Here is a 15577-nt window from a genome sequence, read left to right on the forward strand (position 1 = left end):
GGTGTCGAGCTTCGGTCGGGAACCCCGGGTGGCGCTAAACTTACACCCGGCCCCCAATCTCTGATCGGGTCGTCGGGGGCGGGTCGCCCCGCCGCCGACGTCGGCGTACGCCCTCCCGCTCGACCTCGGCGGACGAGCGGGCAGCGGCCTGCGCTACCCTTGAACGTCGCCGCTGTCGCGTCGCGCTGACCGTGCGCGCCCGCTCGCTGTGGCGTCAGCCGCATTTTCCCAGCTCCAAGCCCCAGGAAGTGACATGCCTCCGAAGAAGAAGCTCGTCAAGACGTTCACGCTTCAGCTGCCGGCGGGCCAGGCCACGCCGGCGCCGCCGGTCGGCCCCGCGCTCGGCCAGCACGGCGTGAACATCATGGAGTTCTGCAAGTCCTACAACGCGCAGACCGAGTCCCAGCGGGGCGACATCGTCCCCGCCGAGATCAGCGTGTACGAGGACCGGTCCTTCACCTTCGTGCTGAAGACCCCGCCCGCCGCCCGGCTGCTGATCAAGGCTGCCGGTGTGCAGAAGGGCTCGGGCGTTCCGCAGAGCGAGAAGGTCGGCTCGGTCAGCCGCGCCCAGCTGCGTGAGATCGCCGAGAAGAAGATGGCCGACCTCAACGCCAACGACCTGGACCAGGCCGAGAAGATCATCGCCGGCACCGCCCGGTCGATGGGCATCACCGTCAACGACTGACGTCGGCCCCCTTTCGAAGACCCGACCGTGGGAGGGCCGCTCCGAGCGGCCCGCCAGAGACCACAGGAGTAATAAGCAATGCAGCGCAGCAAGAGCTACCGCAAGGCCGCCGACGTCATCGACCGGTCGAAGCTGTACACCCCCGCCGAGGCCGTGAAGCTGGCCAAGGAGACCACCAACGTCAAGTTCGACGCCACGGTCGAGGTCGCCATGCGCCTCGGCGTCGACCCCCGCAAGGCGGACCAGATGGTCCGCGGCACGGTCAACCTGCCGCACGGCACCGGTAAGACCGCCCGCGTGATCGTCTTCGCCGGCGGCGCGAAGGCCGAAGAGGCCGTCGCGGCGGGTGCTGACGAGGTGGGCACCGACGAGCTGGTCGCCCGCATCCAGGGTGGTTGGCTCGACTTCGACGCGGCGATCGCCACGCCGGACCAGATGGCCAAGATCGGCCGGATCGCGCGGATCCTGGGCCCGCGCGGTCTCATGCCGAACCCGAAGACCGGCACGGTGACCATGGACGTCACCAAGGCGGTGCAGGACATCAAGGGCGGCAAGATCACCTTCCGGGTGGACAAGCACTCCAACCTGCACCTGATCATCGGCAAGGCCTCCTTCACGGAGACCCAGCTGGTGGACAACTACGCGGCGGTGCTCGACGAGGTGCTGCGGGCCAAGCCGTCCGCTGCCAAGGGCAAGTACCTCCGCAAGGTCATCCTCACCACCACGATGGGCCCGGGCGTTCCGGTCGACCCGAACCTGGTGAAGAACCTTACTGAGGACTCGGCCGAGGCCTGAGCCGACAGTTCGCTCCGCCGGGGCGCCGCCACCACCGTGGCGGCGCCCCGGCGCGTCTGTGCTGTGGCAGTCTCGGCCCATGCGGTTGGAGAACGTCTGGTTGCGCTACCACCGGCGTGGCCCGTGGGTGCTGCGGGGCGTCGACGCGCGGATCGGTCCGGGTGAGGTCGCGATCGTGCTGGGCCGCAACGGGGCGGGCAAGTCGACGCTCCTCCAGGTGGCCGCCGGCGTGCTCCGGCCGGGCCGGGGCCGCGTGGCCGACCGACCCTCCCGGGTGGGCTGGGTGCCGGAACGCTTCCCTGCCGACCAGCCCTTCACCGTGGCCCGCTACCTGACGGGCATGGCGCGGATGGCCGGCCTGGGCCGGGTGGCAGCCGACGAGGCGGTGGCGGCCTGGACGCAACGGCTCGGGCTGGGCGCGTTGCAGGCGGTGCGACTTCCGGAGCTGTCCAAGGGCACCGCGCAGAAGGTGGGCCTCGCCCAGGCGATGCTGCGAAGGCCGGGCCTGCTGGTCCTCGACGAACCGTGGGAGGGCCTGGACGCCGCGACCCGCGACCTGGTTCCCGAGCTGGTCGACGAGGTGCTTGCCGGCGGCGGCAGCGTCCTGGTCAGTGATCACCGGGGGGAGACGGTCCGGCTGCCGGGCGCGCGACGCTTGTCGGTGGCCGACGGCTCGCTTACCGAGGAGACGCCGCCGGCAGACGAGAGGATCGCTGTGGTCGAGGTCGCGGTGCCGGCCGCGCGGGTCGCCGACACCGTCGCCCGGTTGCGCGCCGACGGCCACCAGATCCTTCGGGTACGCGCCGACACCTCCATCGCCACAGCCCAGGTCCATCCCGCTGTGCCAGCGATCCGGCCGGCTGCGGGATCGGCGCCCGAGCAGGCCGGTGCCGCTGCGGTGGTCGAGCCGACGGCGGGGGAGGCGCAGTGAACGCACTGGTCCGGCTGCGGCTTGCCGGCTTCCTGCGTACCGGGCGGGCGTTGGCGCCGCTGCTCGCCGGCCTCGTCGTGCTCGGCACCCTGTACGGCGGCGGTCGGGCCCAGCCCGCTGAGGCGTACGGCGTCTCCGCAGCGCTGCTCTTTCCGGTGCTCGCCTGGCAGACCAAGATCCTGCTGGACATCGAGCCGGACGTGCAGCGCCGCCTCGCCCAGGTGACGGTCGGGGTGGCCCGGGAGCGGGCGGCCGGGCTGCTCGCGGCCGGTGTCGCGGCGCTGGTGGCGGTGGCCGTGGCGCTTGTCTTTCCGTGGCTGGTGGGCGGGGTCACCGGCCCGGCCGATCCGGGGGACCGGTCGCTGCTGGCCGGGCTCTCGCTGGGGCTGTGGGCGCACCTGCTGGTCGTACCGTCGGCGGTTGCCCTTGGCGCGCTGGCAAGCCGGGCGTCGGTGGGCGGCGCCGCGTACGGCGTCGCGGTGCTTGCCGTCGGTGCCGTCGGTGCTGTGGTGCTCGGGCTGAGCGGTTCGGTGGTCCCCTGGCTGGCGCCGCCGATCATGGCGGCGGCCCGGACGACCGCTGGCGACGCCGCCGCGCTCACACTTGTCGGGCTGACCGTGTGGGCGCTGGCCTGGAGTGCCGCGGCCGTCGGCGGTTACCTGTGGCGGCGGCGGGCGCGGGGCTGACCGCGCGGGAGCGCCGGTGACCTGACTCACCGGGGGCGATTTGGCGCTGGTGGGAGTGGGCGCGTACTCTTCAAACGTCATCCGTGTTGTCACGGATGAGGAACCACCCAGAGACCGCTGGTCACCGTGCTCCGGCACGGTCGAAGGTCCCGCGACACGGGCGACCCGCGTAGGGCGGCAAGCGTAACTCGGCAGTGAACATGGTCCGCCGACCGTGTCGATCCGCCGGCCCTCGCCCCGTGCGCCCTGCGCCGGGGCTTTTTCGTTGTCGCCGCCTCCGCCTGACGTCCGGCTTCGGCCGGTACGGGGATCAGCCTCGAGTAACGAGAGAGGAGGGACATGGCGGACAAGCCGATCCGGGCCGACAAGGCCACGGCCGTCGCTGAGCTGACCGAGAGCTTCCGCAGCGCGGGCGCTACCGTGCTGACCGAGTACCGGGGTCTGACGGTCTCCCAGCTCACCCAGCTGCGGCGCTCGCTCGGTGCCGAGACCAGCTACACGGTCGCGAAGAACACGCTGGCGAAGCGTGCTGCGACGGACGCAGGCATCACCGGCCTCGACGAGCTGTTCTCCGGTCCTACCGCGCTGACTTTCGTTTCGGGCGACGTCGTCGAGGCGGCGAAGGGGCTTCGCGACTTCGCGAAGGCCAACCCGAAGCTCGTCATCAAGGGCGGTGTCTTCGAGGGCAAGGCCATTTCCGCGGCCGAGGTCACGAAGCTTGCTGACCTGGAGTCCCGTGAGGTGCTGCTGGCCAAGCTGGCCGGCGCGATGAAGGGCAACCTGAGCAAGGCCGCGGCCCTGTTCCAGGCTCCGCTCTCCAAGGCCGCCCGCGCGGCGGCCGCCTTGGCGGACAAGAAGCGCGAGCAGGAGGGCGCCGAGGCGGCCTGAGGCCCCGCGGCGCACCCACGTTCTTAGACAACCTTTAGAAAGGACGCCAGATATGGCGAAGCTCAGCACCGACGAGCTGCTCGACGCGTTCAAGGAGATGACGCTGATCGAGCTCTCTGAGTTCGTGAAGCAGTTCGAGGACACCTTCGAGGTCACCGCTGCGGCTCCGGTCGCCGTGGCCGCCGCCGGTGGGGCTCCGGCCGCCGCCGAGGCCGAGCCGGAGAAGGACGAGTTCGACGTCGTCCTCGAGGCTGACGGTGGCAAGAAGATCCAGGTCATCAAGGTCGTGCGCGAGCTGACCGGCCTGGGCCTCAAGGAGGCCAAGGACGCGGTCGAGTCCGCGCCGAAGGCCATCCTGGAGAAGGTCAACAAGGAGACCGCCGAGAAGGCCAAGGCCAAGCTCGAGGGCGAGGGCGCCAAGGTCACCCTCAAGTGACCTGAGCTCCACAAGCGCTGCGTTCCGGTTCGTGAGCCGGGACACCATCGCGTCACGGCGGGCGGCGATCCCACAGGGATCGCCGCCCGCCGTGTTGGTGTACCTGTGTGACAGCTGCGCTGAGCTGGGCGCCGATCGTGGTCACCGACCACCCGGACGAGCGTCGACGGTCGCCCTCAGGTGGGAAAGAGAGGACGACCCGGATACCGGGCCTTGACGCGGCCCCGGCCTGCCAGGCACGCTGACACCAGCAAGACACCGCGCTTGCGACAGCCACGATGTGGGTATGTCAGCGGCGGCACCATCGCCGCAGCAACATCCCGAGCGGCCCGGCGGGAACGTTGCGTTCCGAGCGGCCCGGCAGCCCCGGTTTTTCGGGGGCCAGGGCGCGTTCCGCAACGACCTGCGGGTTGGGCTGGACAGCGGTTAGCCTCTCGGCTACACTGCTAGTTTGCGCTGCCTTCCGACTAGACCCCTGCTCGGAAATGTCCGGTTACGGATATTTCTGGTGGGGTCATTGGAGTGCACGCGTACCAGCCGTTCTGCAGCACCGGTCCTCGGAAGGACGCATCTTGGCAGCTTCCCGCCCTGCGAAGACCAGTCGTACGTCGAGCGCATTCGCTCCCCGCCGAGTTTCATTCGGCAGGATCACCGAACACCTCGAGGTCCCCAACCTCCTCGCCATTCAGAACGAGTCCTTCGACTGGCTCGTCGGCAACGAGGGTTGGCAGGGCCGGTCGGCGGACGACCCGCACGCACGCTCGGGTCTCGCGGAGATCCTTGAAGAGATCAGTCCCATTGAGGACTTCTCTGGCACCATGTCGCTGTCCTTCTCAGCGCCGCGCTTCGACGAGGTCAAGGCCTCGATCGAGGAGTGCAAGGAGAAGGACCTGACCTACTGCGCTCCGCTGTTCGTGACCGCGGAGTTCACAAACAACACCACTGGCGAGATCAAGAGCCAGACGGTGTTCATGGGTGACTTCCCGATGATGACGCCCAAGGGCACCTTCGTCATCAACGGCACCGAGCGCGTCGTGGTCAGCCAGCTCGTCCGTTCCCCGGGCGTGTACTTCGACAAGCAGCCGGACAAGACCTCCGACCGCGATCTGTCCAGCGTCAAGGTCATCCCGAGTCGGGGTGCCTGGCTGGAGTTCGACATCGACAAGCGCGACACGGTCGGCGTACGCATCGACCGCAAGCGCCGGCAGGCCGTCACCGTCCTGCTCAAGGCCATCGGATGGTCGGCCGAGCGGATCCGTGAGCGGTTCGGCTGGTCCGAGCTCATGATGACCACGCTCGAGAAGGACCACATCGCCGGCCAGGATGAGGCCCTGCTAGACATCTACCGCAAGCTGCGCCCTGGCGAGCCGCCGACGCGCGAGAACGCCCAGACCCTGCTCGACAACCTCTTCTTCAACCCGAAGAGGTACGACGTCGCCAAGGTCGGGCGCTACAAGTTCAACAAGAAGCTCGAAGTCGACGTGCCGATCACCACCGGCACGCTGACCGAGGACGACATCGTCGCCACCGTGGAGTACCTGTGCCGGCTGCACGCCGGTGAGGACGGCTACGAGGCCGACGACATCGACCACTTCGGCAACCGTCGTCTGCGGACCGTGGGCGAGCTGATCCAGAACCAGGTTCGGGTCGGCCTGTCCCGGATGGAGCGGGTCGTCCGCGAGCGGATGACCACGCAGGACGTCGAGGCGATCACCCCGCAGACGCTGATCAACATCCGCCCGGTGGTGGCGGCGATCAAGGAGTTCTTCGGGACGTCGCAGCTGTCCCAGTTCATGGACCAGACCAACCCGCTGGCGGGCCTGACCCACCGGCGCCGGCTGAGCGCGCTCGGCCCGGGTGGTCTGTCCCGGGAGCGGGCCGGCTTCGAGGTCCGCGACGTGCACCCGTCCCACTACGGCCGGATGTGCCCGATCGAGACGCCGGAAGGCCCGAACATCGGCCTGATCGGCGCGCTGTCCACCTTCGCCCGGGTCAACCCGTTCGGCTTCATCGAGACGCCGTACCGGAAGGTCGTCGACGGTCGGGTCACCGACCAGATCGACTACCTGACCGCGGACGAGGAGGACCGGTTCGTCAAGGCCCAGGCCAACGCGCCGCTGAAGGCCGACGGCACGTTCGCCGAGGACCGGGTCCTGTGTCGCCGTAAGGGCGGCGAGACCGAGGACGTCGTCCCCAGCGCCGTCGACTACATGGACGTCTCGCCTCGGCAGATGACCTCCGTGGCGACCGCCATGATCCCGTTCCTCGAGCACGACGACGCCAACCGGGCACTGATGGGCGCGAACATGCAGCGCCAGGCTGTGCCGCTGGTCAAGGCCGAGGCGCCGCTCGTGGGTACGGGCATGGAGTACCGGGCCGCTGTCGACGCTGGCGACGTGGTGGTCGCCGAGGTCGGCGGTGTGATCGAGGATCTCTGCGCCGACTACGTCACCATCCACCAGGATGACGGCCACCGCCGGACGTACCTGCTGCACAAGTTCCGCCGCTCCAACGCCGGCTCCTGCGTCAACCAGAAGCCTGTGGTCTTCGAGGGCGACCGCGTCGAGGCCGGTCAGGTCATCGCCGACGGGCCGTGCACCGACGAAGGCGAGATGGCGCTCGGGCGCAACCTGCTCGTTGCGTTCATGTGCTGGGAGGGCCACAACTACGAGGACGCGATCATCCTGTCGCAGCGCCTCGTGCAGCAGGACGTGCTCACCTCGATCCACATCGAGGAGCACGAGGTCGACGCCCGGGACACCAAGCTCGGCCCGGAGGAGATCACCCGCGACATCCCGAACGTCAGCGAGGAAATGCTCGCCGACCTCGACGAGCGCGGCATCATCCGGATCGGCGCCGAGGTAGTCCCCGGCGACATCCTGGTCGGCAAGGTCACGCCCAAGGGCGAGACCGAGCTGACCCCGGAGGAGCGGCTGCTCCGCGCGATCTTCGGTGAGAAGGCGCGTGAGGTTCGGGACACCTCGCTGAAGGTGCCGCACGGCGAGACCGGCACGGTCATCGGTGTGCGCACGTTCTCCCGCGAGGACGGCGACGAGTTGCCGCCGGGTGTCAACGAGCTGGTCCGGGTCTACGTCGCCCAGAAGCGCAAGATCCAGGACGGCGACAAGCTCGCCGGCCGTCACGGCAACAAGGGCGTCATCTCGAAGATCCTGCCGATCGAGGACATGCCGTTCCTGGAGGACGGCACCCCCGTCGACATCGTGCTCAACCCGCTGGGTGTGCCGAGCCGGATGAACATCGGCCAGGTGCTGGAGACGCACCTCGGCTGGGTGGCCAAGACCGGTTGGAAGGTCGAGGGCGACGACACGGAGTGGAAGCGGCAGCTGCGCTCGATCGACGCGCACGAGTCCGAGGGGGACACGAACGTGGCCACCCCGGTCTTCGACGGTGCCCGCGAGGCGGAGATCTCCGGCCTGCTGGCGTCGACGCTGCCCAACCGTGACGGCAACCAGCTGATCGGTTCCAGTGGCAAGGCGCAGCTGTACGACGGCCGCTCCGGTGAGCCGCTGCCGGACCCGATCGCGGTCGGCTACATCTACATCCTGAAGCTCAACCACCTGGTCGACGACAAGATCCACGCTCGGTCGACCGGTCCGTACTCGATGATCACGCAGCAGCCGCTGGGTGGTAAGGCGCAGTTCGGTGGTCAGCGTTTCGGTGAGATGGAGTGCTGGGCGATGCAGGCGTACGGCGCTGCCTACGCCCTGCAGGAGTTGCTCACGATCAAGTCCGACGACGTTCTCGGCCGGGTGAAGGTCTACGAGGCCATCGTCAAGGGCGAGAACATCCCGGAGCCGGGCATCCCGGAGTCGTTCAAGGTGCTGCTCAAGGAGCTGCAGTCGCTGTGCCTCAACGTTGAGGTGCTGTCCAGCGACGGTGTGGCACTGGAAATGCGCGAGACCGACGACGAGGTGTTCCGGGCCGCCGAGGAGCTGGGCATCGACCTGTCCCGGCGCGAGCCGAGCTCGGTCGAAGAGGTGTAAGTGGTGAGGGTTGGGGGCCGACCGACCCGCTCTGGGCGGTCAAGCTTGATCCCGACGCGGGTCGGACGGCCCCCAACCTCGCCCATGATCTAGCTGTAAAGACGACGACATAGGGGACATAGTGCTCGACGTCAACTTCTTCGACGAGCTGCGCATTGGTCTCGCCACCGCCGACGACATCCGTCAGTGGTCGCACGGCGAGGTCAAGAAGCCTGAGACCATCAACTACCGCACCCTGAAGCCGGAAAAGGACGGGCTCTTCTGCGAGAAGATCTTCGGTCCGCAGCGGGACTGGGAGTGCTACTGCGGTAAGTACAAGCGCGTCCGGTTCAAGGGCATCATCTGTGAGCGCTGCGGCGTCGAGGTGACCCGCTCCAAGGTGCGTCGTGAGCGGATGGGGCACATCGAGCTCGCCGCTCCGGTGACCCACATCTGGTACTTCAAGGGCGTGCCGAGCCGGCTGGGTTACCTGCTGGACCTCGCCCCCAAGGACCTCGAAAAGATCATCTACTTCGCCTCGTACGTCGTGACGAGCGTTGACGCCGAGTCGCGTCACCGTGACCTCTCGACGATCGAGAACGAGATCCTGGCCGAGAAGCGGCAGTCCGAGAACAGCCGCGACTCGGAGATCGAGAAGCGGGCCGCCAAGCTCGAGGCCGACCTGGCCGAGCTGGAGGCCGAGGGTGCCAAGGCGGACGTCCGGCGCAAGGTCAAGGAGGGCGGAGAGCGCGAGATGCGCCAGATCCGCGACCGGGCCCAGCGCGAGATCGACCGCCTGGACGAGGTGCTGGACACCTTCCGCAAGCTGGAGCCGAAGCAGCTCGTCACCGACGAGCTGCTCTACCGCGAGCTGCGCGACCGTTTCGGTGAGTACTTCACCGGCTCGATGGGCGCCGAGGCGATCAAGGCGCTGGTCCAGAACATGGACCTCGACGCCGAAGCCGAGAGCCTGCGGGAGACCATCCGGTCCGGCAAGGGTCAGCGGAAGATCCGGGCGCTCAAGCGGCTCAAGGTCGTGGCGGCGTTCCTGAACACCCGCAACTCGCCGCTCGGCATGGTGCTCGACTGCGTCCCGGTCATCCCGCCGGACCTGCGCCCGATGGTGCAGCTCGACGGTGGCCGCTTCGCGACCTCGGACCTGAACGACCTGTACCGCCGCGTGATCAACCGGAACAACCGTCTCAAGCGGCTGATCGACCTCGGCGCGCCCGAGATCATCGTCAACAACGAGAAGCGGATGCTCCAGGAGGCCGTCGACGCGTTGTTCGACAACGGCCGTCGCGGCCGGCCGGTCACCGGTCCGGGTAACCGCCCGCTCAAGTCGCTGTCCGACATGCTCAAGGGCAAGCAGGGCCGGTTCCGCCAGAACCTGCTGGGCAAGCGCGTCGACTACTCGGGCCGTTCGGTCATCGTGGTCGGCCCGAAGCTCAAGCTGCACCAGTGCGGTCTGCCCAAGCAGATGGCGTTGGAGCTGTTCAAGCCGTTCGTCATGAAGCGGCTGGTCGACCTCAACCACGCGCAGAACATCAAGTCCGCCAAGCGGATGGTCGAGCGTCAGCGCCCGGTCGTGTGGGACGTGCTGGAAGAGGTCATCGGCGAGCACCCCGTGCTGCTCAACCGGGCGCCGACCCTGCACCGTCTGGGCATCCAGGCCTTCGAGCCGCAGCTGGTCGAGGGCAAGGCCATCCAGATCCACCCGCTGGTCTGCACCGCTTTCAACGCGGACTTCGACGGTGACCAGATGGCGGTGCACGTGCCGCTGTCCGCCGAGGCCCAGGCCGAGGCGCGGATCCTGATGCTGTCGTCGAACAACATCCTCAAGCCGGCCGACGGCAAGCCGGTCACCATGCCCACCCAGGACATGGTCATCGGTCTCTACCACCTCACCCACCTCACCGCAGGTGAGACGGGCGAGGGCCGGACGTTCAGCTCGGACGCCGAGGCGCGGATGGCGTTCGACAACCGTGAGCTGCACCTGCAGGCTCCGGTGAAGATCCGCCTGCGCGGCGTGGTCGGTGTCGACAACGGCGCTGGTGCCGAGCAGTGGACCGCCCCGGAGGGCTGGGTCGAGGGTGACCCGCTGACCGTGGAGACCACGCTGGGCCGGGTGCTGTTCAACGAGACGCTGCCGCAGGGCTACCGCTTCGTGAACTACGAGATCCGCAAGGGTCAGCTCTCCGCGATCGTCAACGACCTCGCCGAGCGCTTCCCCAAGGTGGCCCTCGCGGCCACCCTGGACGGGCTCAAGGAGGCCGGTTTCCACTGGGCCACCTGGTCCGGCGTGACGATCGGCATGGAGGACGTCATCGCTCCGCCGCGTAAGGCGGAGATCCTGGCGAAGTACGAGAAGGAAGCCGACCGGATCGACAAGCAGTACCAGCGTGGTCTGATGACCGCCGAGGAGCGTCGCGGCGAACTCATCGAGATCTGGACCAAGGCGACCAACGAGGTCGCCAAGGAGATGGACACCGCGCTGCCGCAGGAGAACCCACTGTGGAAGATGATCAACTCGGGTGCCCGCGGTAACCTGCTCCAGCTCCGGCAGATCGCGGCGATCCGTGGTCTGGTGGCCAACCCCAAGGGCGAGATCATCCCGCGGCCGATCAAGGCCAGCTACCGGGAGGGTCTGTCCGTGCTGGAGTACTTCATCTCCACGCACGGTGCCCGTAAGGGTCTCGCCGACACCGCGCTGCGGACCGCCGACTCGGGTTACCTGACCCGTCGTCTGGTGGACGTCTCCCAGGACGTGATCATCCGCGAGGAGGACTGCGGCACCGACCGGGCGATCCCGATGCAGATCGGCGAGCGCCTGGAGGACGGCCGGCTGGTCGTGCACGAGCACGCCGAGACCAGCGTGCACGCCCGTACCCTGGCCGACGACATCAAGGGGCCGGACGGCACCGTCGTCGCCGAGCGGGGTCAGGACATCAACTCCATCGGTGTCGACAAGATCGTCTCCGCTGGTGTGGAGACGGTCCGGGTGCGCAGCGTGCTCACCTGCGAGTCGAAGCTGGGCGTCTGCGGTGCCTGCTACGGGCGGTCGCTGCCGACCGGCAAGACCGTGGACGTCGGCGAGGCGGTCGGCATCATCGCCGCCCAGTCGATCGGTGAGCCCGGTACGCAGCTGACGATGCGTACCTTCCACACCGGTGGCGTCGCGGGTGAGGACATCACCCAGGGTCTGCCGCGTGTCCAGGAAATCTTCGAGGCCCGGGTCCCGAAGGGTAAGGCGCCCATCGCCGACACCCCCGGCCGGATCCGCATCGAGGACGGCGAGCGTTCGCGGAAGATCATCGTGGTGCCGGACGACGGCAGCGACGAGATCGTCTACGACAAGATCTCCAAGCGGGTGCGTCTGCGTACCCACGACGGCGGTCACGTCGCGGTCGGCGAGAAGCTCACCGAGGGCACCATCGACCCGCACGAGCTTCTGCGGATCATGGGTCCGCGGGCGGTCCAGGTCCACCTGACGAGTGAGGTCCAGGAGGTCTACCGCTCGCAGGGCGTGCTCATCCACGACAAGCACATCGAGATCATCATTCGCCAGATGCTCAAGCGGGTGACGGTCATCGACTCCGGCTCGACGGAGTTCCTGCCGGGTGTGCTCGTCGACCGGGCGCTGTTCGAGTCGGAGAACCGCCGGCTCGTGTCGGAGGGTGGCGAGCCCGCCGCCGGCCGTCCGGTGTTGATGGGTATCACCAAGGCATCGCTGGCCACCGACTCCTGGCTCTCCGCGGCCTCCTTCCAGGAGACCACCCGGGTGCTGACCGACGCTGCGATCAACTCGCGCAGCGACTCGCTTGTCGGCCTCAAGGAGAACGTGATCATCGGTAAGCTCATCCCGGCCGGTACGGGCATCAGCAAGTACCGCAACGTCCGGGTGGAGCCGACCGAGGAGGCCAAGGCGAAGGTCTACTCGATGACCGGTTACCCGGAGACCGACTACGGGTTCGGGCCGGCCAGCGGGCAGGCTGTGCCGCTTGACGACTTCGACTTCGGGTCGTACCGCTAAGCACCAGTACCGACGAGGCCCCCGGCACCTGCCGGGGGCCTCGTCGTGTCCGGACCGCCCCGGCCACGGCCGGGGTTCGGCATGATGGAGGCATGACGACAGCACCCGGGCAGGTGCCCGTCGCGTCCCAGGGCGTGCGCCACCCGCTGGATCCCGATCCGGCCCGTGCCACGAAGGCGCGGGCGGTGTTCGCGCTGGGGCTGCTCGGCATGCTCACAGGCCTGTTCATCGGCGGGGTGGTGCCGGCGACGGTGGCACTTCAGTTGGCGCGGCAGGCTCGCCGGGAGGCGTACTCCTCGGGGGGTTTCCTTACCGGCGGCGCCTGGCTGCGACGCGGAGAGCGGATGGCGTGGATCGGCCTGGTGCTGGTCGCGGTCAGCGTGGTCGTCGCTGTGGTGATCGGCGTGGTCCGGTTGGCGGACATGCCGTTCGGCCATGACTACCCGGCGAACATGGACTGATCCGACCACGGTCGCGTCGGGCGCGGGTGGCGTCGCGCCCGGCCGGTAGCCTGGCCGGTGTCCGCCGTGCGGCGGTGGTGGCCTGTCGACAGGAGGACCTCGTGACGGAACCGGCGCGGCCCCCGGCGGACGAGCCGGCCGGGCATCCTGGCGCGCCGGCCTCCGGCCCGGCCCCGTCCGAGCCGAGTGGCTGGGCACGACCCGAGACGGCCGACGAGCCCGGCGCCTCCGCGGCCTCTTCCGATTCGGGTACGTCGCCGGCGCCCTCACCCGACCGTGCGCCCGCCGGGAGCGAAGCGCCCCCGACGGCGTCATCGCCTGGCTGGGGTGATCCGCCGCATTCGTCACCGCCGTCCGGGTGGGGAGAAGCGCCTCTCTCGTCCGGCTGGGGGGAACCGCCCCGTTCGGCGCCGGTGTCCGGTTGGGGCGCGCCCGCGTCTGGTTGGGGTGCCTCTCCCGCCGGCTGGGCCACGGCCCCCGGATCCGGCCAACCCGACCCGGGTTCCGGTGCCTCGACACCGCCTGGTTGGGGTCCACCGCAGTCCGGGCCCGGCGCGCCACAGGGCTGGGCGCAGCCGCCGGCATCCGGCGCGCCGCAGGGTTGGGCGCAGCCGCCGTCCGGGCCTGGTGGGCCGCAGGGTTGGGCGCAGCCGCATTCCGGGCCTGGTTGGGCGCAGCCGCCGGCATCCGGTGCGCCGCAAGGCTGGGCGTCTCCGTCCGGGCCTGGTGCGCCGCAGGGGTGGGCGCAAGCGCCGGGCTCTGGTGGGCTGCAGGGCTGGGGGCAGCCGCAGTCAGATGGGCCGGGGTGGGGGACGGCGCCCGCTCGGCCGGTGCCGCCGGCCAGTGATGATCAGCGCCGGCCGCCGAAGCGGGTGGAGGCGGTGTCGGGCACACCGTTCGGTGTGGTGCACCTGGACGTGCCGCCGGTCACCTCCGGGCTGGCCATCGGTTCGCTTGTCGCGGGGATCGCGTCGATCCTGGTCTCGCTGCTTGTGCTCTGCTTCGGGGTGGCGTTCGTCAACGACGGCGGGGCCTGGGCGTCCGGTGCGTTCGCAGTGGTCGGCGTGCTAGCGGGGGTGGCGGCGATCGTCGCCGGCCTGCTCGGCCAGCGGCAGATCCGGCGGCCGACCGAGCCACCGGCGGTGCGGTTCACAGGCCGAGGGCTGGCGGTGGCCGGGATCAGCTGCGGGGCGGTGGGAGCGCTGCTCAGCCTCCTCGGACTGGGCCTGGCGCTGCTGCTCACCTTCGCGTGAGGGTGGCGACCGGGGCACGTGAGGACGGTCACCGACGCGAGCATTCGTCGCAGCTCTCGGACCACGTCTGCGGTGCCTGGTTCGGGGGCGACGGGTGGTGCGGCGGGCAAGCCGGTACACTTGTATTCGTAGGTGCCCTTCGCGGGCGACGAGGCAGGACGAGATCCGGCCGGCGAGCGTGAGACGTTCGCCGGGCCATTCCGTTTTGACCTGGGCGGCTGTGGTAGGTACTCTTTCCCCTTGTGCCCGGGCGTGCCCGGGCAACTCGTGCGTGCGCTGGATCTGATAGTCCGGGCGGCGGCACGACAAGCCAGAGATCCGGGGCGGGGCGACCCGCGTGCCGGTGACAAACCCCGGTACGCCGCGAAAGCGTCCGCACCGGGACCGTGAGTGGGGCGACACGCCCGACCGCGGGTGCCGGGGCCTCCGCAAGGTGGCCCTGGTCGGAATGTAGGAGAGCCGGTCATCAGGCCGGCTAACGAGCAGACGGCGCGGCCGCGACAGCGCGGCCGAAGGGAGCGGAGAAACCCGGTGCCCACGATCCAGCAGCTGGTCCGAAAGGGCCGCCAGGCTAAGACGAGCAAGACCAAGACCCCGGCGCTGAAGGGTTCCCCTCAGCGGCGCGGCGTGTGCACCCGCGTGTACACCACCACCCCCAAGAAGCCGAACTCGGCGCTGCGCAAGGTCGCTCGTGTGAAGCTCAGCAGCCAGATCGAGGTGACCGCCTACATCCCGGGCGTCGGTCACAACCTGCAGGAGCACTCGATCGTGCTCGTTCGCGGCGGCCGGGTGAAGGACCTCCCCGGCGTGCGTTACAAGATCGTCCGCGGCTCGCTGGACACCCAGGGTGTCCGCAACCGCAAGCAGGCGCGCAGCCGTTACGGCGCGAAGAAGGAGAAGAGCTGACATGCCGCGTAAAGGACCCGCTCCGCGGCGGCCGCTGGTCGCTGACCCGGTGTACAACTCGCCGCTGGTCACCCAGCTGGTAAACAAGATCCTGCTGCGCGGCAAGCGCCAGCTCGCCGAATCCATCGTGTACGCGGCCCTCGAAGGCTGCCGCGAGAAGTCCGGCACCGACCCGGTCGTCACCCTCAAGCGGGCGATGGACAACGTCAAGCCGACCCTTGAGGTGCGCAGCCGTCGTGTCGGTGGCGCCACCTACCAGGTTCCGGTCGAGGTCCGTCCGACCCGGGCGACCACCCTGGGCCTGCGCTGGCTGGTCACGTACTCCCGCGCCCGGCGCGAGAAGACCATGGTCGAGCGGCTGATGAACGAGCTGCTGGACGCGAGCAACGGCCTCGGTGCCGCCGTCAAGCGGCGCGAGGACACGCACAAGATGGCCGAGTCCAACAAGGCCTTCGCGCACTACCGCTGGTAACACCCTGGTTCCGGCGTCCCACGGGCGCCGGAACCGCCACCAGTTGAG

General features: G+C 69.1%; 12 protein-coding genes. All 12 read left to right on the forward strand.

From position 1 onward, the window contains the following. The first annotated feature begins 253 nt into the window (after positions 1–253). The gene (gene rplK / locus ACPXB1_RS04080; RefSeq protein WP_053653970.1) at positions 254–685 is read left to right on the forward strand and encodes a 50S ribosomal protein L11; all 432 of its coding nucleotides are present in this window, start codon (positions 254–256) and stop codon (positions 683–685) included. A 78-nt stretch (positions 686–763) separates the two neighbouring features. Next, positions 764–1480 carry a 50S ribosomal protein L1 gene (gene rplA / locus ACPXB1_RS04085; RefSeq protein WP_053653968.1) on the forward strand — a complete coding sequence of 239 codons (717 nt, stop codon included), beginning with the start codon at positions 764–766 and terminating at the stop codon, positions 1478–1480. Positions 1481–1559: 79 nt separating this feature from the next. Then, positions 1560–2411 (forward strand): ABC transporter ATP-binding protein, encoded by an 852-nt coding sequence (locus ACPXB1_RS04090; RefSeq protein WP_425734826.1) that lies wholly within the window; start codon positions 1560–1562, stop codon positions 2409–2411. Continuing rightward, on the forward strand, positions 2408–3097 hold the full coding sequence (locus ACPXB1_RS04095; RefSeq protein ID WP_355590449.1) for a hypothetical protein: 690 nt from the start codon (positions 2408–2410) through the stop codon (positions 3095–3097). Before ACPXB1_RS04090 ends, ACPXB1_RS04095 begins: the two co-directional genes overlap by 4 nt. A 339-nt stretch (positions 3098–3436) precedes the next feature. Next, positions 3437–3985, forward strand: a complete 549-nt coding sequence (gene rplJ, locus ACPXB1_RS04100) for a 50S ribosomal protein L10 (protein WP_053653962.1) — start codon at positions 3437–3439, stop codon at positions 3983–3985. A gap of 52 nt (positions 3986–4037) precedes the next feature. Continuing rightward, entirely contained in the window at positions 4038–4421 is a 384-nt protein-coding gene (gene rplL, locus ACPXB1_RS04105; protein WP_007465324.1) for a 50S ribosomal protein L7/L12, read from the forward strand. A 572-nt stretch (positions 4422–4993) separates the two neighbouring features. Further along, positions 4994–8425 (forward strand): DNA-directed RNA polymerase subunit beta, encoded by a 3432-nt coding sequence (locus ACPXB1_RS04110; RefSeq protein ID WP_053653960.1) that lies wholly within the window; start codon positions 4994–4996, stop codon positions 8423–8425. A gap of 121 nt (positions 8426–8546) precedes the next feature. After that, a complete protein-coding gene (locus ACPXB1_RS04115) occupies positions 8547–12437 on the forward strand; it encodes a DNA-directed RNA polymerase subunit beta' (RefSeq protein ID WP_425734827.1) in 3891 nt (1296 codons plus the stop codon). 92 nt (positions 12438–12529) lie between these two features. Continuing rightward, the gene (locus tag ACPXB1_RS04120; RefSeq protein ID WP_355590456.1) at positions 12530–12898 is read left to right on the forward strand and encodes a hypothetical protein; all 369 of its coding nucleotides are present in this window, start codon (positions 12530–12532) and stop codon (positions 12896–12898) included. Between the two features lie 872 nt (positions 12899–13770). Then, positions 13771–14151 carry a phage holin family protein gene (locus ACPXB1_RS04125; RefSeq protein ID WP_355591360.1) on the forward strand — a complete coding sequence of 127 codons (381 nt, stop codon included), beginning with the start codon at positions 13771–13773 and terminating at the stop codon, positions 14149–14151. A gap of 531 nt (positions 14152–14682) precedes the next feature. Then, a complete protein-coding gene (gene rpsL / locus ACPXB1_RS04130; RefSeq protein WP_014440718.1) occupies positions 14683–15057 on the forward strand; it encodes a 30S ribosomal protein S12 in 375 nt (124 codons plus the stop codon). A gap of 1 nt (position 15058) precedes the next feature. Beyond that, the gene (gene rpsG, locus ACPXB1_RS04135; RefSeq protein ID WP_007465317.1) at positions 15059–15529 is read left to right on the forward strand and encodes a 30S ribosomal protein S7; all 471 of its coding nucleotides are present in this window, start codon (positions 15059–15061) and stop codon (positions 15527–15529) included. The last annotated feature ends 48 nt before the right edge of the window (positions 15530–15577 follow it).

Source organism: Micromonospora sp. DT68 (assembly GCF_049847245.1).
GTDB classification, from domain to species: domain Bacteria; phylum Actinomycetota; class Actinomycetes; order Mycobacteriales; family Micromonosporaceae; genus Micromonospora; species Micromonospora profundi.